Origin of the sequence: Actinokineospora cianjurensis, assembly GCF_003663795.1 — a bacterium.
Classification (GTDB): domain Bacteria; phylum Actinomycetota; class Actinomycetes; order Mycobacteriales; family Pseudonocardiaceae; genus Actinokineospora; species Actinokineospora terrae.
Window position 1 is genome coordinate 348,235 of record NZ_RCDD01000003.1, and the last position, 20,523, is coordinate 368,757.

Below are 20,523 nucleotides of genomic sequence, written 5' to 3' on the forward strand. Positions count from 1 at the left end.
TCAGGCGGGGACGGTGGTGAGGAGGGTGCGGAGGGCGGCGAGGCGGGCCGGGTCGCGGAGGGTGGTCATGCAGAAGTCGCAGATGGTGGCGTAGCGGTCGGTGGCGAGGTTCTGGAAGAGGGGGTGTGACTCGACCAGGCGGCGGAAGTAGATGGGGGATGTGGGGTCGTAGAAGGCCGTGACCAGGTGTTCGCGTTCGTCCTGTTCGGTCGACGGGGTGCGGATGTTGCCGAGGAACACCGGGGTCTGCTTCATTGCGTCGGTGGAGATGTCCAGTTCGCAGCAGGCGTAGACGTCGCCGGTGGCGTGCACGGTCGTGGTGAGGCTGGTGCACTCGGGGAGGTCGTCGATGTGGCGGCGGGTGACGATGGTGTGCAGGTCCTTGCCGCGGCCGCGGTCGAGGAGTTCGTTCTCCAGGTAGGGCTCGCCCGCGGCATCGAGGGCGGACTTGATGGCGGCGTCGACGTCGGGTTGGTCGGACGGGCAGAAGTTGATCTCGGTCAACAAGCCCGCGGCACGACCGGCCTGGGCGGCCATGATGGTGCGGTCGACCGGGAAGTACGCGACGTGGTAGGCGTCGGCGCTCAGGGACAAGCCCGCGATCCCGGCTTCCACGAACGGTTCCAGCTTCAGCTTGGCCGTGCGCTCGTCACGCGCCCAGAAAGCGTTGGACTCGACGTCCACCACCAGGCCCAGTGAGCGGCCGTACGCGATGACCTCGCACATCGGCTTGGGGTAGAGGAACACCTCGCCCCCGCTGAAGGTGATGTGCTTCTTGCCGTTGCGGGCCGCGGCGTCCAAAGCGGCGCGGACCTCGTCGACGGTCAGGCGTTCGGTGCGCTGCGGGCTGGACTCGACGATGCAGTGCGCGCACGCCAGGTTGCAGGTGAGGGTGAAGTTGATCGCCACGCGGTCGCGCGCGGCGAAGCGGTCCCAGATCGCCTCGGCCATCCCGACTCCCTAGATGAGGTCCTTGTGCGCGTCGCGGACCTTGGCGACGGCGTCGACCAGGTCGGCCATGTCGGTGGGGTCGCCGAGCAGCGCCTGGTGGTGGAAGATCAACGTGGTCTCGCGGTACGCCTCGGCACCCGGGTAGGACCGGCCGAGCGCGCGCTCCCGGCCCTCGTCGGTCCACACCAGACTGAACCGCTTCTTGGTGTGCGCGTTGAGCATCACGCTCCGGTGCAGCGGCAGGTCCGGCGGCCACAACGCCATGCCCAGCTCGGCGCCAACCGCGTCGGCGACCCGCTCCACCGGCACCTCGCCGAAGGTGCCCGGCCGGAACCGGATCCCGTACTCGTACACCGACCGCTTGTCGGCCTGCTCCGGCACCGGGATCGCCGAGAAGTCACCCAAAGCAGCCAGCCCGCGCTCCAACTCGAGCGCCATCCGGTCGCGGTGCCGGTGCTGGTCGTCGAGCCGGGTCAGCTGGTCGAGCAGAACACCGGCGGTCAGCTCGGACATGCAGTAGTTGCCGCCCATGACCTCGCCGGACTCGATCAGCTCCAGGTCACCCGGGGACAGCTCGCCGTCGGGGTAGCGCCGGGAGTCCGCGCGCAGTTGCTGCATCCGCCGGTACAGCCGCGGGTCGGAGGTGATGACCGCGCCGCCCTCGCCGCCTGCCAGCACCTTGCCGACCTGGAAGCTGAAGCAGCCCAGGGCACCGAACGTGCCGACCTTGCGGCCGCGCCACTGCGCCCCGTGCGCCTGCGCGCAGTCCTCGACCAGCGCGACACCCGTTTCCTCGGCCAGCGCGACGAACCCGTCGATGTCGGCGACCGTGGCGGCCAGGTGCACCACCAGCACCGCCTTGGTGCGCGGCGAGAGCGCGGCCCGCACGGTGTCCGGGGTGACGCACCCGGTCTCCGGGTCGACGTCCACGACCACCGGCAGCGCCCCGACCCGCAGCACCGCGGCGACCGGCGCGACCCAGGTCATCACCGGCACGACCACCTCGTCGCCCGGCCCGATGTCCAACGCCTCCAGAGCGACAACCAGCGCGCTGGACCCGTGGTCGACGCTGACCGCGTGCGGCACGCCGTTGTAGGCGGCGAACGACTCGGCGAAGCGCCGCTCCCGGGACCGGGTGCCGTCGGTGGGCCAGCTGACCGCCCAGCGGCGCGAGCGCAGCGCGTCCAGCAGCGACCGCTCGGTGGCCGCGTCGTACTGGGGCCAACTCGGCCACGGCCGGGGCGCGCGCACCGGGGTGCCGCCGAGAACGGCGAGGTCACTCATGGCTCTCCTGGAGATAGGCGGGTTTGCGTAAGACCATCAGCACGTCGCGCACGCCGAGCCGGGTCGGCGCGCCGCGGCGGGCGGACACCCCGGAGGCGAGCGCGGCCAGGTCGACCGGGCGGGTCAGCGCGGGGTCGTAGTCGGGTGGGGTGATCTCGTAGTCGAGGTGGTCGGAGGTGGCGACCTCCAGCCACTCCAGGCCGCTGGCCAGCGCTGCGGCCACGTAGTCCTCGAAGAACGCCCGGTTCACCGTGGCGCTGTCGTGGACGTGGGTCACCAGCACCTCGGCCAGGCCCTCGTCGACGCCAGTACACAGCAGCGCGCGCAACTCCTCACGCGTGTAGAGCAGGTGCGACCACGGCGGCAGCAGCGTGTCGTCCCAGAACGTCAGGTCACGCCCGTCGTACGAGGTGTACTCCAGCTGGTGCCCGTCGACGGCGCTCCAAATAGGACCGAAGTGCGCGTACAGCACCCCGCCGGGGCGCAGCACCCGCGCGGCCTGGAGCAGGGTCGGCCCGATGTCGACGAACTGGAAGGCGTTGCAGGAGAACACCGCGTCGACCGAGGCGTCCGGCAGCGGCAGGTCCTCGGCGCCGACGGCCAGCACCTCCCGCACCCCGGACGGGTCGACCTGGGCGACCCGGTTGGGGTCGACGGAGTACCAGCGGGCGACGCCGTGCCGGTGCAGCATGGCCACCGGGAACGCCCCGCCGACCTCGGCGACCACCGCGCCCGCCAGCGGCACCCGGGCGGCGAAATCGGCGAACACCTCGTCCTCGGACATCGCCAGCCGGCCGATAAAAGGCGTCGGTGAAGAAACCCCGGAATCCGGGGACAGCGACGTGCTCATTTCCGGTGATCCCCCTCGACTATTCGATCGCCCACGGGCGGGCCGGGCCCGCGATGCGGTTCCAGGTGTTGATGATGGCGATAGTCCACACCAGTTCGGCCAATTCGACCTCGGTGAACTCCTTGGCCGCGGTGTCCCAGACCTCGTCGGTGACCGGGCCGTCGGTGAGCCGGGTGATCGCGTCGGTCAGCCCGAGGGCGGCGCGTTCGCGGGTGGTGAAGAACGGGGCCTCCTGCCACACCGGGAGGCTGAGCAGCTTGCGGGTGTGCTCGCCCGCCGAGAGCGCCTCCGCGGCGTGCGCGTCGGTGCAGTAGGCGCAGCCGTTGAGCTGCGATGCCCTGGTGCGCACCAGTTCCAGCAGGCCGAGGTCGAGGCTGACCTTCTCCGCGGCGGTGTCGAGCGCGTCCATCCGCTTGGCCACGTGCGGGACGAGGTCGTCGACGGCGAGTCTGGGCACCAGCGGCCTCGGCATGGCCACCGGCGGGGCCTCGGTGGTCTCGTCAACGTCACCCATGATTTTCTCTCTCCCTGATCCGCGCCTGCTGTCACGCGCACTATACCGGCACCACACAGCGTTCCGGCGCGTTCGCGAAGTATTTCCCCGGCCGACCGGGAGAAGTCGCGATAAGGGGTCTGCGCGGCCAATCCGGGTGATAGCGTGAACCACCGCCGCGAATTCTCCCGCGGCTCCCTCCCCCTTGTCGAACCGGAGGCAGACTTGTGATCGGTGAGCAAAGACCCCCGACCCGGGTGTTGCGGCTGACCCCGCACTACTACTGGCCGCAGCTGGCGACCCGCTCCTGGCCGGTGAAGTTCGACGCCATCGGCGGCATGCAGTCGCAGATCCACCGGCTCACCAGCCAGCTCGACGCCCAGCCCGAGCTCGGCGTCGAGCAGACCGTGCTGACGCTGCGGTTGCCCGGCGCGCCGCGCGAGTGGCGGATGTCCGAGCGCACCACGGTGCGCGGCGTGCGGATCCCCGTGCTGCCACTGCGATCGCGCATCCGCGGCATGGTCGACCTGAACCTGGCGTGGGCGCTGGGCGTGCTGTGGCACCTCGTCCGGGAGCGCCGCCGCTACGACGTGATCCACGTGCACTGCAGCGGGGTGATGATCCCGCCGCTGCTGGGCTGGCTGCTCACCAAGGTGCTGCGCGTGCCGCTGGTGCTGACCGTGCACTGCTCGATCATCGTCACCTACCACCCGATGACCCCGCTGGACCGGCTGATGCAGCCGCTGGCCCGCTGGATCGAGAAGCGTGCGATCCGCGCAGCAGCCAACACAGTGACGCTGACCCCGCGCACCATCCCCGTGCTGTCGAGCCGCACCGGCGTGCCCGCCGAGCGCTTCGCGGTGCGGCCGGACGTGATCGACGCCGACGCGTTCGCCCAGCGCGCCACGCCCGAGTCCGTCGCCGCGTTCCGCGCGCGGTTCGCGATCCCCGAGGACAAGCCCGTGGTCGGCTACGTCGGCCGCATCGCGCGGGAGAAGGGCTGGCCGATCATCCTCGACATCGCCCAGCGGCTGCGCGACTCCGGTGTGCACTGGGTGATCTGCGGCGACGGCAACGAGCGCGACCTGTTCGAGGCCGAGGTCGCCGCGCGCGGGCTCGACGACGTCGTGACCGTCACCGGGTACGTGCCCAACGAGGACATCGCGACCGTGATGGGCACCATGGACCTGCTGCTGATGTCCTCGCTGCACGAGGAGTTCGGCAGCGTGATGCTGGAGGCGATGGCGGTGGGGCTGCCGATCGTGGCGGTCGGCGTCGGCGGGGTCGCCACGGTGCTGGAGGAGGGCGCGCTGGGCTGGTTGGTGCCCGAGCGCACCCCGCAGGCGTTCGCCGAGGGCATCGAGCAGGCGCTGGCCGACCCGGAGTGGCGCGCGGACACCGCCGAGCGCGCGGCGAAGACGGTGCGCGCCCGCTACGACCTGGCGCAGGTGGCGATCGCCATCGCCGCGGTGTACGACAGGACGGTCCGACGCGGGTCCACTCGGGACGGTTGAACGGGTCGGGGCGACCGCGGATGTCCACAGGGGACGAAGGGTCCTGGGCATCCGCGGTCGCTCCTGTCCGGTCTTCTCAGGCGTGGTCGGTGACGAAGACGCTGCGCAGGGGCGGGACACCGCTCTCGTCGAGCAGCACCCGGTAGTCCGCGATCGGCAGCGCCCGCCCCAGCAGCGGCCCCAGGCGCACCGCGCCGCTGGTGACGACCTCGATGGCGCGGTCGATCTGGTCGAAGCCCGACAGCACGCCGTGCACCGAGATCTCGCGCAGCATGATCGTGCTCGGCTCGACGTGCGCCGATTCCTCGCCGGAGTAGCCGACGAGCACGTAGTCGCCGCCCGGCCGGGTCGCCTGGATGCCCTGCGGGAACACCGCGGCCACCCCGGTGGCGTCGAAGACCAGGTCCGGCTGGATGTCGCCCGCCCACTCGCCAAGCGAGTCGACCGACCCGACCCCGAGTTCGGCGGCGATCCCCCTGCGGTGCGCGGACGGCTCGGCCACGGTCACCGACGCCGCGCCGCCCGCCGACGCGAGCTGCGCGACGAGCAACCCGACCGCCCCCGCACCGATGACGCCGACGGCCCGCCCCACGACCGCGGGCGCGCGCTCGATCGCGTGCAGCGCCACGCACAGTGGCTCCAGCAGGCAGCCCTCAGCGCCGGAAAGCCCCTCGGGCAGCGGACGCAGGTTCGCCGCGGGCAGGGTGAACGCCTCGGCGAACGCGCCCGCCCTGGTGAAGCCGACCTCGTCGAGGTCGAGGCAGAGGTTGAACTTGCCCTCGGCGCAGCGCACGCACGCCCGGCACGGCGTGATGCCCTCGCCGACGACGGCCCTGCCGACCAGTTCCGGCCTGCTCGGCGCCTCCAGCACGCGCCCGGCCCACTCGTGACCGGGCACCACCGGGTACTCGGCGTCGTGCAGGGTGCCGCGCAGCAGCCGCAGGTCCGTGCCGCACACCGCGACGTGGGTGACGGCCACCAGCGCCTCCCCCGGGCCCGGCACCGGCCGGGGGACGCGTTCGAGCGAGTGCTCCTTGTGCCCGCGCACCACCAAGGCGAGGACCGTGTCCTCGACAGCGGTCATCACGCACCGTCCGGGTTGGGGCTGTCGCCGAGGCGGTGCACGAAGAACGCGCGGCCGTGCCATCCGTAGCGGAGGAACTCGCTGTACTCGTAGAACCCGTCGGTGCGGGCGAAGCACTCGCGCATGGCGCGGCGCATCCCGAAGCGCGGGTTGGCGCGGTTGCAGTTGTAGTCGTCGAGCAGCAGCACGGCGCCGTCGGGCATCAGCCTGCGGCCGAGCAGGTGGTCGAGCACCTCGACCGACGAGGAGTACAGGTCGCAGTCGAGGTTGGCGATGGCGACCTCGCCGGGCAGCGGGTCGGACGCGAGGGTGTCGTTGAACATGCCGCGCACCACCGTCCACCCGTTGTCGCCGAAGCGGCGGGCGAACTCCTGGCGCAGCATCTCCTCGGTGCCGGGCGGGGAGGCGTCCTCGGCCTCGCGCCAGTAGCCGCTGTCGGCGACCTCGTAGGAGATGGAGTCGACCGGGTTCTCGCTCTTGGGGAAGCCCGCGAACGAGTCGTAGACGTGGATGCGGCGCGGGAAGAACGCGGTGTAGAAGTCGGTCTGCGCGTCGAACTCGCCGATGAGGTCGGCCAGCAGCAGCGAGCTGAACCCCTCGTAGCAGCCGAACTCGACGACGTCGCCGGGGATGTGGCTGCCGTAGACGTACTCGAAGGCGGCCCGGAAGACGTCCCCGTAGACCTTGTTGGCCCGGTCGAGGTCCTGGTAGGTGGCGTTGGTGACCTGGGTGGCCGACCGCGGTGGCGCCGCCTCGGTGGTGGGGCTGCTGGTCATCATCACCTCTCTGCTGCCGTCGCGTAGAGCGCCGGGTCGACGTCGATGTCCATGTTGAGCTCGCAACAGCGGTGGCAGATGGGCTGCAGGCCGCCGCGGATGGTCTCGCGCATCCGGCTGTAGGTGTCGTTGTGGAACACCTCGCGCAGGCTGGAGCCCTTGATGTTGCCCATGACCGTGTCGGAGAAGGTGGTGCAGCTGATCACGTCGCCGTTGGGCAGCACGGTGGTCTGCGCCCACAGCTTCATGCAGGTGTTGTCGCGGACGATGCCGCGCCAGTCCTTGGTGAAGAACCGGCTCTTGGCCTTGGCGTCGTAGCGGGTCGGGGCGATGAGCACCTCGACCTTGTCGGACATGCTCTCGGCCTCGATGAGCAACTGCTCGAGCTTGTCGGGGTCGATGTTGGCGTGCTGGTGCTCGTTGCAGTACCCGGCCCAGGACAGGAACGGCCGCCCGGTGACGTCCTCGAACGCCGCGCGGCTGGCCTTGCCCTCCTCCTTGGTGAAGTAGCTGGCCAGCCCGACGGTCAGCTCGTCGATGCCGTACTCCTCGGCCATCCGCACCATGTCCGGCAGCTGCTCGTAGTTCATGCCGGTCACCACGAAGTTCAGCGCGATCTTGGGGCCCTTGCCCGCCTTGCGGCCCGCCTCCTGCAGCGCTTGCATGCCCGCGACGGCGCGCTCGAAGGACTTGCGGCCGCGGATGGGGTTGTTCACCTCGGCGGTCGGGCCGTCGATGGAGACGTAGACGTCGTCGATGCCCGCCTCGACGAGCTGGTCGGCGAAGCGCGGCAGCAGCGTCGCGTTGGTGCTCATGTCGAGGTTGCAGTTCGGCAGCCGGGTCTTGGCGATGCGGACCAGTTCCACCAGGTCCGGGTGCATCAGCGGCTCGCCGCCCATGATCGTCAGGTAGGTCTTGCCGACCCCGTCCTCGGCGGCGGCGAGTTCGTCGACGATCGCGGTCCACATCTCGATGCTGACCTGGTCGCCCTTCACCTCGGCCAACCAGGTGCTCTCGGCCGAGGAGTCGCCGTACATCCAGCACTCCCGGCAGGTCAGGTTGCACGCCCAGTTCACGAAGACGGTGACATGTCTGGGCACTACGGGAAGTAAGGGCAGATGGACCATTACATGCCTCCGAATGAGGGCAGCAGCGCTGCCCCGCGACGCCAGGACGGCCGGAAGGGACGGGCTTGACAAGCTCTCCTCAAGCGCTCTCTACTAGACCACGAGCACGCGAACTCGGCAAGCGACTTCGCGGTATTCGCGAAACCTTCTGGAAATGTCTTGGCAACACCGGAGTGGGTGTCGTCAACTTTTCACAGTGGACGGTCGCGAGTTGGTCCAAACCGCACACACCGGTGCCGCCGAGTAGCTAGAGTGGACGGCGCGTCGGCAGCCATCACCGCCGACACAGGCTTGTGACCTGGTGTTATCCGCCGGGGAACGAACCAGGGTGGACAGCGGGGGCGCCGGGGGACGCCGGGCGCGGGCCCGCGGCCGAGGCCACCCCGGCGTCCGCGCCCGGTGCTGACGGTCCGGTAAGGATGGTTCGACAAGGGCAGAACGAAGACTGCGGCAACCCCTATTCATCCGATGTCCGACGGTGTCCCGGGAGAATTCCGCGCCATTACCGAGCACGACCCGACCGACATACCACAGAATCGTGATCGCGTCCTTATTGTAAGGCGCAATTGCGACTCGGTATGCTCCGCCGCAATGGGGCTGTGCGATGTTCGGCCCGTGCCGAACCTTGGACCATTCGGGCTCATCCGGCGAGAAGACGAGAACACCGAATTCGCGTTGACCACTGGGCGAATGGGAGATGATGGATGGCGACTCGCGACGCCGGGGCGGTCCCCGGGGGCTGGCAGGTCCAGCGGATCAGGATCGGCGAGGTCGACTACCCCTACTACTACGGGGTCGACTGCCTCGACCTGGTGCTGCAGGAACTGGCGGCGCTGGACGCCGACCTGTTCGTCGTGGTCACCGACGACACGGTGCTCGAGCTGCACGGGCAGGCGCTGCTGCCCGGGCTGCGGGCGCTGGCCGGGGTCGAGGTGATCAGCCACCCGCCTGGCGAGGCGATGAAGACGCTGCCGGTGCTGGCCGCCGACCTGGAGCGGGTGCTCGCCGCGGGCGCGACCCGCCGGTCGGTGGTGGTCGGCCTCGGCGGCGGGGTGCCGGGCAACCTGGCCGGGGTGATCGCGGCGCTGCTGTTCCGCGGCGTGCGGCTGGTGCACATCCCGACCACGACCACCGCGGCGATGGACTCGGTGCTCTCGCTCAAGCAGGCGATCAACAGCGCCATCGGCAAGAACCACATCGGCACCTACCTGCCGCCGTACGCGGTGTTCACCGACGTCGCGCTGCTGGCGACGCTGCCGGACCGCGAGCTGCGCTCCGGGCTGTGCGAGGCGGCGAAGAACTGCCTGGCCATCCGCCCCGAGGCGCTGCCGCGGCTGCGGGAGGTGCTGGCGGGCGGGGCGCTGTCCACCCCGGCGGCGCTGCTGTGGCTGCTGGACGAGAGCGTGCGGGCCAAGAGCAGCGTCACCGTCGACGACGCCCGCGAGCAGCGGACCGGGCTGGTGCTGGAGTACGGGCACACGGTCGGGCACGCGGTGGAGCTGGCGGATCACCGGCGGCGCGGCAACGACGGCGTCAGCCACGGTGAGGCGATCGCGTTCGGCATGGTCGTCGCCGCGACCATCGCGCACCGCAGGGGCTGGCTGCCCGCGGAGATCGTCGAGCTGCACGAGGAGGTCGTGAGCGCCCTGGGCGCGCCGCTGCGGCTGCCCGCCGGGCTGACCGTCGACGACGTCATGGACGTGGTGCGCGACGACAACAAGCGCGGCTACCTGCCGCCCTGCTCGGAGTCCATCGCGTTCGTCCTGTTGCGAGAGCTGGGCAGGCCGGCGGGCGACCCCGGGCTGCCGCTGGTGGCGGTGCGGCTGGTGGAGGTCCGGGAGGCCCTGGAGGTCGTGCAGAGCCGCGAACCCGTGCTGACCGGCGCCGACGGGGAGGTCGCGTGAACCTGGGACCTGTCCCGACGCGGGCCGAACTGGCCGAGAACTATGACGTGTGCGTGGTGGGCAGCGGTGCCTCCGGCGCGGCCACGGCGTGGCTGTTGGCGCGCGCGGGCCTGTCGGTGGTGATCGTGGAGCAGGGCGGGCACGTCACCGCGGACGTCAGCTACGACGACCTGCTCGCGGCGGCCGAGCCCGCGTGGGTCCGGCAGGAGAACGGGACCTGGGGCAAGATCGGCTACCCCTGGACGACCTGCAACGTCGGCGGCGGCACGCTGTTCTTCGGCGGCGCCTTCTTCCGCAACCGCCCGGTCGACTTCGACGCCGAGACGGTGCTCGGGCGCACCGAACTCCCGCTGCGCTGGCCGTGGGACCACACCGAGCTCGATCCGTACTACCACGCGGTCGAGCACCTGGTCGGGGTTTCCGGCCTGGCGGGCGCCGATCCGACCCTGCCCGCGACCGGCGCCTACCCGATGCCGCCGGTGGCGCGCTCGGCCGAGGGCGCGTTGTTGGCCGAGGGCGCGGCCGCGTTGGGCTGGCACCCGTTCCCCACTCCCCTGGCGCTCAACAGCCAACCCCACAACGGACTCCCGGGATGTGCGGCGGACGCTCCGTGCATCTGCCGGACGTGCCCGTCGGGGGCCAAGGGTGACTCGACGCGGTTCCTCGACCCGGCGCTGCGCCACGGCGCGCGGCTGTTCGCGGGGATGAAGGCGGTGCGGCTGCTGGCGGAGGGCCGCAAGGCGACCTCGTTGGAGTGCGTGCGGATGGACACCGGTGAGCGCTACCGGTTCCGGGCATCCCGGTTCGTGTTATGCGCCAACGCGGTGCAGACGGCGGCGTTGCTGCTCCGGTCCACAACGGACCAGCACCCCGGTGGGCTGGGCAACACCCATGACCTGGTCGGACGGGGGTTGTGCTTCAAGTTGAGCGAGTACCTGGTCGGATACCGGTACAACGGTGTCGGCGAGCTCAGTGGCGAGACCATGGGTCTCGGGCCGTTCTCGACCTGCGCCGTCGCGGACCTGTACCAGGACCCGCACGCGCCGGGCGGAATCGGCGGGCTGCTGTACGAGGCCCGACCCGAGCGGCCGTTCCGGTTGCGGTCCACCGAACAGCTGGTGCGCATCGAGGCGCTGGTGCCGGACGAGCCGCAAACGACGAACCGGGTGCGACTGGGGACGGGCACGGACGCGCACGGGGTGGCGGACGTGGTGATGGACTACCAGGCCCATCCCCGTGACCTGGCCCGGCTGGAGTACATGATGAACCAGGGGACGCGGATGCTGGCGGCCGCGGGGTGCAGTGTCACCGTGCGGGAACCCTCGGGCTGGGCGTTGGGGAGCAGCCACCTGCACGGCACGTGCCGCATGGGTGACGACCCGCGGACGAGTGTGACCACTTCGGACTGCCGCCTGCATGACACGGACAACGTGTACGTCGGCGACGGGGCGGTGCTGCCGTTCCCCGGCGGCGCGAACCCGACGTTGACGATCCAGGCCGTCGCACTGCGGACGGCACATCGATTGCTGCGCAACGACTACGGCATCGACTCTGGGCTGCACACGCCAGGGGCGGCACCGACCTTCGGCCGTCAGGGCCTGCTGAACCTGGTTCCGAGGTAGCTCTCGACGGAGGCGATGGGGGCCACCGAGTACAGGTGGCTCTCGTCGCCCACCCGCACGGTCTCGTCCACGCCCGAGATGCGCTCCGGCAGCTCGGCGTAGACCCGCCGGACCACGTGGCCCTGGACGTCTTCCTCGGAACGGAACGGGAAACGCAGGATGCCGATCCGGTCCACCCCGGCGGACCGCGCCCAGGTGACGGCGGCGCCGAGCATGATCTGGATCCAGTAGCGCTGGAACGTGCGGCGCAGCACCGGGACGTACTCCCCGTATGCCGCGACCATCTCCTCGGCGGAGCGCTCGACGACATCGTCACCCACACGCACCTCGGTGCCCCCGCCGCGCCCCTGGAACAGGTAGCTGTAGCGGACCCCGAGATCGCTTTGCAGGCCCGCCAGGTAGAGCGTGCCGTCGTGGACGGAGCCGTAGAGGTAGCCGAGGAAACCGGGTAAGCCCGCGTCCATGAAGTTCCAGTCCGCTGCTTCCACCATGTCCTGGGGCAACAGGGAAAGGTCGCGCAGGTAGCACCGCAGCGTCATCGGGGTGCCGAACAGCGGCCAGCGACCGTCGGCGACGTCGTCGCAGGTCCCGGCCATGGACACCGTCGCGAAGGGAGCGGACCGGTAGCCGAACGGCAGCGGGTCGCCCAGCGGCGCGGTGGAGTTGAACGACCGCAACAACTCCCCCAGCCGGACCCCCAACTGCTCGGCGATGTCCTCACGCGGGGTCGGGTCGGTGAGCCAGCGGGTGAACAGTTCGCGCCGGGCAGCCAGCGCGGGGTTGTCGTAGACCCAGCGGCCGAGGAACGCGTCCGGGTCGTGGACGGGCTCGGGTGCGAACCTGGGCATGGGCAGAGTCGGTTGCGCCACCGGTGCGGCCACTGGACATCCTTCCTCGCCGGACGGTCCCTTCTGGACCAAGTTATCCCGCGCCGCCGGGTTACCGTGGCGTTTCCGGGCAACTGGGGGCGTTCGGACGCCGCTGTTGGGCTATCCGGCTCCGCCGCAACGAAAACCTGGCTGCGCGGGTGTCCGCTCGGGTAGTGTCCGCGAGCACCGGGGCCGGTCGTGGCACCCGAGTTGACCATCCCGCTCCCGTGCCGCCTTCCCGCGTCGGGTCCGTTCGGAGAGGTTGCAGATGACCACCATCGTCACCGGGTCCAACCGGGAGACCATCGAGCGGGCGCGCCGGGTGACCGCGGCGGAGCGGTTCGACATCGGCACCCGGTTCGGGTCCGTGTTCGACAGTGCCGTCGGGTCGTGGATGCGCGATGTGGAGGGTCGCCGGATCCTCGACGTCACCGCGGCCAGCGGGGCGCTGCTGCTGGGCAACCAGCACCCGGCCGTGGTGGAGGCCGTCGTCCGGTCGGTGCGCGACCACGGAGTGGTGTACGCCAGCACGATCACCCCGCAGCGCATCGAGCTGGCGGAGCGGTTGTGCGAGCGCTACCCCGCCGGGGAGAAGGCGGTGTTCTGCAAGTCCGGCTCGGAGGCGACGACGGCGGCGATCCAGATCGCGCGGGCGGCGACCGGGCGGGACCTGGTCCTGACGGCCGGGTACCACGGGTGGTTCGAGTGGCAGCGCCCGTACCGGAACATGGGGTACGACCCCCGGACCAGGGTGGCGAACTTCGGCTACAACGAGACCGCGCTGGCCCGCTACCTCGACGAGTTCGGCGCGGACGTGGCCGCGGTGATCGTCACCCCGGAGCCCGCCTGGTTCGACGTGGCCTACCACCAGCGGCTGGCGGAGCTGTGCGCGCGGCACGGGGTGCTGTTCGTCATCGACGAGGTCATCACCGCGCTGCGCTGGGGTCCGCGCGGGCTCAACGGGTCCGGCGGGGTGCGCGCCGACATGATCACGATGAGCAAGAGCCTGGGCAACGGGCACTCGATCGCCGCACTCCTGGGGCGCGCGGACGTGCTGGATCACTACGACGCGGCCGGGATCGCGGGGACGTACAACCGTGAGCTGACGCCGATGTTCGCGGCCTTGGCGGTGCTCGACGAGATCGCCGACGGTTCGGTGCACGAACACTGCGAGCGGATGGGCCAGGCGCTCAAGGACGGCATGCGCGAGGTGTTGCGCACGGTCGGCATCCCGGCGTACGTCACCGGCCCGAACATGATGTTCGACGTGGTCACGCCGTCCGAGCAGCTGTCGTGGGACATCTACGCCGCGGCCTACGAGCACGGCGCGTGGTTCGAGGACAGCGGCACCCAGATGGTGACCGCCGCGTTCACCCAGTCCGATGTGGACCACGCGCTGGATGCCTTCGAGAAGGGCGCCCGCGCGGTGGCGGCGACGACCGACATCGAGCCGGGCGAGCTGTCCGAGGAGCTGAGGCTCGGCTTCGCCCTGGACGCGTTCGGCGGCTCGCTGCACGACACACCGCCGGTGCTGGCGCGCATCGAGGAGACCGTCGAGCTGATGGCACGCCGTGACCCCTCGGCGGGGACGTCCGCCGCCCCGGTCACCGGATGACCACGCCGCCGACCCTGAGCCTGCGCGGCCGGTGGCGCACCGTCGCGTCCCGGTCGTACGGGACGCGGGTGTACCGGGTCGAGGGCCGGTCGACGCTGTACGTGAAGACGACCCCGCCCCGGCGCGCGGACGACTTCCGGTTCAACCCGTCGAACGAGGCCGCGCGGCTGGGCTGGTTGCAGGAGCGGGGTTTCCCGGTCCCGGAGGTCATCGAGGTCGGCGCGTCGGACGAGCAGTCCTGGATGGTGATGACCGAGGTGCCGGGCATCCCGGCGGACACCGCCCCGGACCGGGCACGGGCGATCGCCACGGTGGCCGAGTTCACCCGGTCGCTGCACGCGCTGCGCGACTGCCCGTTCGACGGTTCGCTGTCGGTGACCACCGACTGGGCGCGGCGGGCGGTGGCGTCGGGTGTGGTCGACCTGGACGACCTCGATCCCGAGCACGACGGGTGGTCGGGGCACCGGCTGCTGGAGAAGCTGTCCGGGCTGCCGGTGCCGCCCGAGGACCTGGTCGTGTGCCACGGGGACCTCGGACTGGACAACGTGCTCATCGACCCGTCGACCTACGAGCTGACCGGGGTCATCGACGTCGGGCGGCTCGGGCTGGCCGATCCGTGGCGCGACCTGGCGGTCCTGGTCCGGGACGCGGGCCGGTCGGTGCTGGAGGTGTACGGGGTGGGGTTCGACGCGGAGCGGGAGCGGTACTACCGGCTGCTGGACGAGTTCTTCTGATGGCCAGGGTCCTGCTGCTCTCGCCCCATCCGGACGACCTGGCGTGGTCGCTGGGTGGGACCGTGGCGCGGTTGCGGGCGGACGTGTTCGGGGTGACGTTCTTCGGTCAGACCCGTTACGCCCCGGGGGATGTCACGCACGGCTCTCCCGCCGCGGCCGGTGTCCGAGCCGCCGAGGAGGATTCCTGGGCCGCGTGGGCCGGTGTGCGCTTGGTGCGGCACGACCTGCCGGACGCGAGCCTGCGCGGCTTCACCGACGAGACGGAGATGGGCGCGACACCGGAGCCCGAGGTGGTGGCGTCGGTGTCGGCGTTGTTGCGGACGGCCATTGGGGACATCCGACCTGACCTGGTGTTCGCCCCCGTGGCCATCGGCGGTCACGTCGACCACGCCGCGGTGCGCGCTGCCTGTTCCACTATGGACCTTCCTACCGCGTGGTACGAGGACCTGCCGTACGCGCTCGGGTCGGACGACCGGCACGGGGAGACCTCGACCGTTGTCACTGTGGACTGGGCCGTGAAGGAGAAGGGCGTCCTGTTCTTCCCGTCGCAACTGCCCGCCGAGGTCCTGCCGGTGCTGCGCGCCCACGCGGACTCCTCGGGTGGCGAACGGCTGTGGACCTCGACCGCGGTGCGGCTCGACGACTTGGTGGCCTAACCTTGTCCCGGGTCCGCGCGGCCACTACCGTGGGAAGTCGCCACGAGCCCCGGGCTCGGAGCTGGATGCTCATGGAGGGGGCGGCCGGGAGGGGACCCGGCCGGGCGGCCCGCCGCGGCGGTGTGGGGCGGGGGAACCCCCGCGGGTGTCGAATGGTGTATCCGCCATGACCAGTCATGCCACCATCTTGCTGCTCGACCTGGCGTTGATCATCGTGCTGGCGCGGGCGCTCGGCGCCGGGGCCAGGGCGTTGGGCCAACCACCGGTGATCGGGGAGGTGCTGGCGGGGGTGTTCGTGCTCCCGCTGCTGATCTCGAACGGCATCGGCGGCGGGCTGTTCCCCGCCTCGATCCGGGCCGACCTCTCGGCGCTGGCCAACATCGGGGTCGCGCTGTTCATGTTCGTCGTCGGCATGGAACTCGACGGCGGGCTGCTGCGCGGGAAGGGGAAGGTCGCGGCGGCGGTCGCCACGGCGTCCATCCTGCTGCCCCTCGGGCTCGGGACACTGCTGGCCTGGTACCTCGCCGACGCCCACGCGCCCACCGAGCGCACCGGGTTCTTCGTCTTCATCGCCGTCGCGCTCTCGATCACCGCGTTCCCGGTGCTCGCGCGCATCCTGACCGACCGCGGCATGCAGCGCACCCCGGTCGGCTCGCTGGCGCTGACCTGCGCGGCCATCAACGACGTGCTGGCCTGGGTCCTGCTCGCGGTCGCCGTCACGCTGACCGGGCAGGGGCACGGCAACCAGTGGCTGGTGCTGCTGGTGGTGCCGTACCTGGCGTTGATGGTGTGGGTGGTGCGGCCGCTGCTGGGCAGGCTGCTGGTGGGGCGCGGGAAGCTCACGCCCGGCGCGCTGGCCGTGGTCGTCGCGGGGGTCCTGCTGTCGGCCGCGTTCACCGAGTGGATCGGCCTGCACCTCATCTTCGGCGCGTTCCTGTTCGGGGTGGTGATGCCGCGCCAGGGCGCCCGCGAACTCGTCCATGACCGCGTCGCCGAGCTCAACGGTGTGCTGCTGCTGCCGATCTTCTTCATCGTGGCCGGGCTCAAGGTCGACCTGTCGGCGTTCAGCACGACCGGTCTCGGTGAGCTGGCGTGGATCCTGCTGGCCGCGATCACCGGCAAGTTCCTCGGCGCGTTCGGGGCCGCGCGGCTCTCGGGTATGTCCACTCGGCACAGCGCCGTGCTCGGGACGCTGATGAACACCCGTGGCCTCACCGAGCTGATCGTGCTGAGCATCGGCGCCGAGCTGGGCCTGCTCGACGCCAGGCTGTACACGCTGATGGTGGTGATGGCGCTGCTCACCACCGCGATGGCCGGTCCGCTGCTGGCGCTGCTGTACCCGCCCTCGGTGATCACCGACGACCTGGTCGCGCCCCGCCGCGCCCCGACCCCGGTATAGGACGCGCATGCTCGACAGGACAGACGTCCGCATCTTCTGGCAGTCCCTGCGCGCGTGGGGGCCGCGGGAGGCGGTCATCGACTTCACCCACTACTACCGGGCGAAGCGGCACGAGCGGGCGGACCGGTTCGACGAGCGGTTCGGCACCGAGACCAGCCGGATGGTCGGCATCGGCAGCCTCGACGGGCTGGGCGCCAACGGCGCGGACGCCATCCACTACTGGCCGACCCGGGAGTGCGAGTTCACCGCGACCCTGGACGCGCTCGGGGACATCGACCACAGCGGGTTCACCTTCGTCGACCTCGGCTGCGGCAAGGGGCGGGTGGTGCTGCTGGCCGCGGCGCACCCGTTCCGCCGCGCTGTTGGGGTCGACTTCTCCCCCGCGCTCGTGCAAGTCGCCCAGGAGAACGTCACCCGCTACACCGGGCCGGTGCGGGCTCGCGCCGTGGAGTTCGAGGCGTGTGACGCGGCTGAGTGGGTGGTGCCGGACGGCGATCTGGTGATCTACATGTTCAACCCGTTCGGGCCGCAGGTGCTCACCCGGGTGCTGGCCAACTTGGTGTCGGCCGTTCGTGCGCGGCCCCGGAAGCTGTACCTCCTGTACTACAGCCCGGAGTACCCGGAGTTGGTGCTGGCGGCCGGTTTCCTGTCGCTGGTCGAGGGTTCGGGGCAGAACTGGGGGTGGGCGGTGTACACGTGGGACTAGCAGTTCGACCAAAGCACCCCCGTCGTCCACTCTTGCCGTCTACGCTCGAGCGCAGCGGCCAGGTGGGGGATCGACGGGTCTTCCGGTTCTCGCCTATAGTCCGAAACCGTTGGTGTGCTTGCCTTCGGGGAGTTCCGACGTCGCAGCAGTGGAGGAATCCGTAGATGACCGACATCCTTGCCCTGGGCAACCTGGAGACCCTGGAGCGCGCCCGCCGGGTCACCGCCGCCGAGCAGTACGACATCGGCAGCCGCTTCCCGGTCGTCATCGAGGCGGCCGAGGGGTCCTGGATGCGCGACGTGGAGGGCAACCGCATCCTCGACGTCACCGCCGCCAGTGGCGCGCTGCTGCTGGGCAACCAGCACCCGGCGGTCGTCGAGGCCGTCGTCGACGCGGTCCGCAACCACGGCGCGGTGTTCGCGACAACCCTGTCGCCGCAACGGGTCGAACTGGCCGACCGGCTGACCCAGCGCTACCCGGCCGCGGAGAAGGCGGTGTTCTGCAAGACCGGGTCGGAGTCCACCACCACCGCGATCCGGCTGGCCCGCGCCGCGACCGACCGGGACTTGGTCCTCACCTCGGGCTACCACGGGTGGCACGACTGGCAGCTGTCGTACCTGAAGATGGGCTTCGAGGCCCGCACCCGCGTGGTGAACTTCGGCTACAACGAGACCGCGCTGCGCAGGCTCCTGGAGGAGTTCGCCGACGAGATCGCGTGCGTGTTCGTCACGCCGGAGCCCGCGTGGTTCGACGTCGACTACTACCGGCGGCTCTCGGACCTGTGCCGGGCGCACGGCGTGCTGTTCGCGCTCGACGAGGTGATCACCGGTCTGCGGTGGGGCGCGCGGGGGCTCAACGGGACCGGCGGGGTGCCCGCGGACATCGTGACGATCAGCAAGGGACTCGGCAACGGGCACAGCATCGCCTCGGTGCTGGGGCGCGCGGACGTCATCAACGCCTACGACAAGGCGGGGATCTGCGGCACGTACACGCGCGAGGTGCCCCCGATGGCGGCAGCGCTCGCGGTGTTGGACGTGGTGGCGGACGGGTCGGTGCACGCGCGGACCGAGGAAGTCGGTGCGGCGCTGCGGTCGCGGATGCACGGTGTGCTGACCGACGCGGGCATCCCGGCGCACGTGGCGGGGCCGCCGATGATGTTCGACGTGATCCTGGAGTCCGACGACCTGGCCCGCGACATCTTCCGGGCCGCGTTCGACCACGGGGTGTACTTCGAGGACAGCGGCACCCAGATGATCACCGCGGCCTGGGGTGACGCCGAGGTCGACCACGCGGTCGACGCGTTCGAGAAGGCGGTGCGCGAGGTGTTGTCCCGCACCGACTACCGGCCGGGCGCGGTCACCAACGAGCGCAAGATCGAGTTCGCCACCGAGGCATTCGGCGGCGAGCTGGTCGACGACGCCGCGCTGCTGGCGAAGATCGACGAGACGGTGGCGGCGATCGCGGGGCGCGAGCGCGACTCGGTTGTCGAGCCGCCGACCGCCTGCGGCTGACCCGACTCTCCCCTCGGCCGCCTGCCCACACCCCCGCGGGGCAGGCGGCCATCGGGGGTGCCTGCGAGAGGTGTTGCGCGTGGAACCGTTGCCGTTCCGGGTGTTCGTCGACGAGGCCGAGCTGGCGTCGCTGCGCGGTCGGCTGCGGGCGACGCGATGGCCGACGGTCGGCGGGGTCGGGTGGAACCAGGGGGTCGATCCGGCGTACCTGCGGGAAGTCGTGCGGTACTGGGCGGACGAGTTCGACTGGCGCGCACAGGAACGGCGGCTGAACGGGTTCGCGCACTTCCACATGCGAGTGTCCGATGTGGAGGTCCATTTCGTCCATGAGCGCGCGGTGGGCGGCCCTGGCGTGCCGATCGTGTTGACGCACGGGTGGCCGAGTACCTTCGCCGAGTACCTTCCGGTGGTGCCGTTGTTGACGGCGCGCGGGTTCGACGTGGTGGTTCCGTCATTGCCCGGGTACGGGTTCACCGCGCGACCGGACCGTCCGCACACGATGCGGGACACGGCTCGGCTGTGGCGGGATCTCATGCACGGCTTGGGATACTCGCGCTTCGCCGCCCACGGTGGGGACTTCGGGGCCGGGGTGACCACGTTCCTCGGGTTGGACTTCCCGGAGGACCTGCTGGGTCTACACCTGAGCAACCTGGAGTTGGACCCGGACCTCGGTCCCGGTTCGCCCCCGCTGTCCGACGCCGAGCACGCCCTCATCGCCGCCGAGGAGGACTTCGTCTCCCGCGAGGGCGGCTACAACCTCGTCCAGTCCACCAAGCCTCTCACCCTTGGCCACGCCCTGGCCGACTCCCCCGTCGGCCTGGCTGCCTGGATCCTGGAGAAGTGGCGAGCCTGGTCCGACTGCCACGGCTCCCTGGAACCCCACTTCACCCGCGACGACCTCCTCACCACCCTCACCCTCTACTGGACCACCAACACCATCACCACCTCCCTCCTCGACTTCCACGACAACCGCCCCCTCTACGACCTCCCCCTCCCCCGCGTCACCACCCCCACCGCCATCGCCCTCTTCGACAACGAACACGCCCACCAAGGCCACATCCCCCGCACCTGGGCCGCCCGCCTCTACAACCTCCAACGCTGGAACGTCATGCCCACCGGCGGCCACTTCGCCGCCACCGAGGAACCCGAGGCCCTGGCCACCGACCTGGCCGCCTTCTTCCTCTGAGGCTCCCGCGCCCATCGCGTGATCGGGAGCCCTCCACCCGCGAGTCGGTAGTTCGGTGAGACTGAGCTCCGCACGGTCGGCGACCCGAGTCGTGGAGCCACCACCGGGTGAGAGTTCGGGGCCTTTCGACTGGTGGGGTTTGTCTGGAGTGGACTGAGGTGGGACGTTCAGCGCCTGTGGTGGATGGGCGGGAGGTCTCGTGAGAGCGCGTGGGGTGTGGCTTTCAGCGGTTGTGGCCGTTG

Annotated in this window: 18 protein-coding genes; 10 read left to right on the plus strand and 8 right to left on the minus strand. The window is 70.7% G+C overall.

Going from position 1 to position 20,523, the window contains the following annotated elements:
- The 4 genes from CLV68_RS21215 to CLV68_RS21230 form a co-directional block, all read right to left on the minus strand.
- Positions 1-951, minus strand: coding sequence for a radical SAM protein (locus tag CLV68_RS21215; protein ID WP_121392655.1), 951 nt, complete (start codon positions 949-951; stop codon positions 1-3).
- A gap of 9 nt (positions 952-960) precedes the next feature.
- On the minus strand, positions 961-2,235 hold the full coding sequence (locus tag CLV68_RS21220) for a DegT/DnrJ/EryC1/StrS family aminotransferase (protein WP_121392656.1): 1,275 nt from the start codon (positions 2,233-2,235) through the stop codon (positions 961-963).
- On the minus strand, positions 2,228-3,019 hold the full coding sequence (locus CLV68_RS21225; protein ID WP_246010024.1) for a class I SAM-dependent methyltransferase: 792 nt from the start codon (positions 3,017-3,019) through the stop codon (positions 2,228-2,230). The genes CLV68_RS21220 and CLV68_RS21225 overlap by 8 nt, the downstream gene beginning before the upstream one ends.
- Positions 3,020-3,104: 85 nt before the next feature.
- A complete protein-coding gene (locus tag CLV68_RS21230) occupies positions 3,105-3,599 on the minus strand; it encodes a carboxymuconolactone decarboxylase family protein (RefSeq protein WP_246010025.1) in 495 nt (164 codons plus the stop codon).
- A 206-nt stretch (positions 3,600-3,805) separates the two neighbouring features.
- Between CLV68_RS21230 and CLV68_RS21235 the strand changes: the two genes are divergently transcribed.
- Positions 3,806-5,092 (plus strand): glycosyltransferase family 4 protein, encoded by a 1,287-nt coding sequence (locus tag CLV68_RS21235; RefSeq protein ID WP_147460092.1) that lies wholly within the window; start codon positions 3,806-3,808, stop codon positions 5,090-5,092.
- A 76-nt stretch (positions 5,093-5,168) separates the two neighbouring features.
- On the opposite strand, the gene CLV68_RS21240 is transcribed toward CLV68_RS21235, so the two are convergent.
- From CLV68_RS21240 to CLV68_RS21250, 3 genes are read right to left on the minus strand one after another with little or no spacing between them, the layout of a single operon-like run.
- A complete protein-coding gene (locus tag CLV68_RS21240) occupies positions 5,169-6,176 on the minus strand; it encodes a zinc-dependent alcohol dehydrogenase (protein ID WP_170224496.1) in 1,008 nt (335 codons plus the stop codon).
- Entirely contained in the window at positions 6,176-6,952 is a 777-nt protein-coding gene (locus CLV68_RS21245) for a TylF/MycF/NovP-related O-methyltransferase (protein ID WP_170224497.1), read from the minus strand. Before CLV68_RS21245 ends, CLV68_RS21240 begins: the two co-directional genes overlap by 1 nt.
- Positions 6,953-6,954: 2 nt before the next feature.
- Complete coding sequence (locus CLV68_RS21250) at positions 6,955-8,052, minus strand: radical SAM protein (RefSeq protein WP_170224498.1); 1,098 nt, start codon at positions 8,050-8,052, stop codon at positions 6,955-6,957.
- A gap of 731 nt (positions 8,053-8,783) precedes the next feature.
- On the opposite strand from CLV68_RS21250, the gene CLV68_RS21255 reads away from it, so the two are divergent.
- Together CLV68_RS21255 and CLV68_RS21260 are read left to right on the plus strand one after the other, a co-directional pair.
- A complete protein-coding gene (locus tag CLV68_RS21255) occupies positions 8,784-9,983 on the plus strand; it encodes a 2-deoxy-scyllo-inosose synthase (protein WP_121392662.1) in 1,200 nt (399 codons plus the stop codon).
- A complete protein-coding gene (locus CLV68_RS21260; RefSeq protein ID WP_121392663.1) occupies positions 9,980-11,605 on the plus strand; it encodes an FAD-dependent oxidoreductase in 1,626 nt (541 codons plus the stop codon). The genes CLV68_RS21255 and CLV68_RS21260 overlap by 4 nt, the downstream gene beginning before the upstream one ends.
- On the opposite strand, the gene CLV68_RS21265 is transcribed toward CLV68_RS21260, so the two are convergent.
- Positions 11,575-12,453: a hypothetical protein gene (locus tag CLV68_RS21265; protein ID WP_147460093.1), complete on the minus strand. Its 879-nt coding sequence runs from the start codon at positions 12,451-12,453 to the stop codon at positions 11,575-11,577. The two genes, CLV68_RS21260 and CLV68_RS21265, sit on opposite strands and share 31 nt — an antisense overlap.
- 289 nt (positions 12,454-12,742) lie before the next feature.
- Between CLV68_RS21265 and CLV68_RS21270 the strand changes: the two genes are divergently transcribed.
- From CLV68_RS21270 to CLV68_RS21300, 7 genes are all read left to right on the plus strand, one after another.
- Entirely contained in the window at positions 12,743-14,089 is a 1,347-nt protein-coding gene (locus tag CLV68_RS21270; protein WP_121392665.1) for an aminotransferase class III-fold pyridoxal phosphate-dependent enzyme, read from the plus strand.
- Positions 14,086-14,823 carry an aminoglycoside 3'-phosphotransferase gene (locus CLV68_RS21275; protein WP_121392666.1) on the plus strand — a complete coding sequence of 246 codons (738 nt, stop codon included), beginning with the start codon at positions 14,086-14,088 and terminating at the stop codon, positions 14,821-14,823. The genes CLV68_RS21270 and CLV68_RS21275 overlap by 4 nt, the downstream gene beginning before the upstream one ends.
- Positions 14,823-15,479 carry a PIG-L deacetylase family protein gene (locus CLV68_RS21280; RefSeq protein WP_121392667.1) on the plus strand — a complete coding sequence of 219 codons (657 nt, stop codon included), beginning with the start codon at positions 14,823-14,825 and terminating at the stop codon, positions 15,477-15,479. The genes CLV68_RS21275 and CLV68_RS21280 overlap by 1 nt, the downstream gene beginning before the upstream one ends.
- Before the next feature lie 166 nt (positions 15,480-15,645).
- Positions 15,646-16,878 (plus strand): cation:proton antiporter domain-containing protein, encoded by a 1,233-nt coding sequence (locus tag CLV68_RS21285; RefSeq protein WP_121392668.1) that lies wholly within the window; start codon positions 15,646-15,648, stop codon positions 16,876-16,878.
- Positions 16,879-16,885: 7 nt separating this feature from the next.
- On the plus strand, positions 16,886-17,584 hold the full coding sequence (locus CLV68_RS21290; protein ID WP_121392669.1) for a class I SAM-dependent methyltransferase: 699 nt from the start codon (positions 16,886-16,888) through the stop codon (positions 17,582-17,584).
- A gap of 164 nt (positions 17,585-17,748) precedes the next feature.
- Positions 17,749-19,095 (plus strand): aminotransferase class III-fold pyridoxal phosphate-dependent enzyme, encoded by a 1,347-nt coding sequence (locus CLV68_RS21295; protein WP_121392670.1) that lies wholly within the window; start codon positions 17,749-17,751, stop codon positions 19,093-19,095.
- A gap of 79 nt (positions 19,096-19,174) precedes the next feature.
- Positions 19,175-20,281, plus strand: a complete 1,107-nt coding sequence (locus CLV68_RS21300) for an epoxide hydrolase family protein (RefSeq protein ID WP_211346705.1) — start codon at positions 19,175-19,177, stop codon at positions 20,279-20,281.
- Positions 20,282-20,523 lie beyond the last annotated feature (242 nt).